The organism is Ursidibacter arcticus (assembly GCF_009761375.1).
Lineage (GTDB): Bacteria > Pseudomonadota > Gammaproteobacteria > Enterobacterales > Pasteurellaceae > Ursidibacter > Ursidibacter arcticus.
The window spans coordinates 1-210 of record NZ_LEKM01000097.1; the positions used below are offsets into that span (position 1 = coordinate 1).

The 210-nt window shown below is 37.6% G+C and carries 1 pseudogene; it reads left to right on the forward strand.

The window, feature by feature from the left end:
- Window positions 1–65 precede the first annotated feature (65 nt).
- Window positions 66–210 (forward strand): annotated as a pseudogene (locus A1D25_RS11030) (EamA family transporter RarD); the annotation flags it as partial.

The window sequence follows — 210 nt, forward strand, 5'->3', positions numbered from 1 at the left end:
GTGGGCTTCAGCCCACCCTAAAAGTGTTACGTTTTTTAATATTACAATAACCAACAAGGCTCAAAATGATCAAAGGTATTCTCTGCTCTTTATTGGCATCAATATTATTTGGAGGATTATATTATCTCGCCACATTTTTACGCCCATTAGCAGGGGAAGACGTATTCGGATTTAGAATGTTAGTTACACTGCCGTTCTTATTTCTTGCTG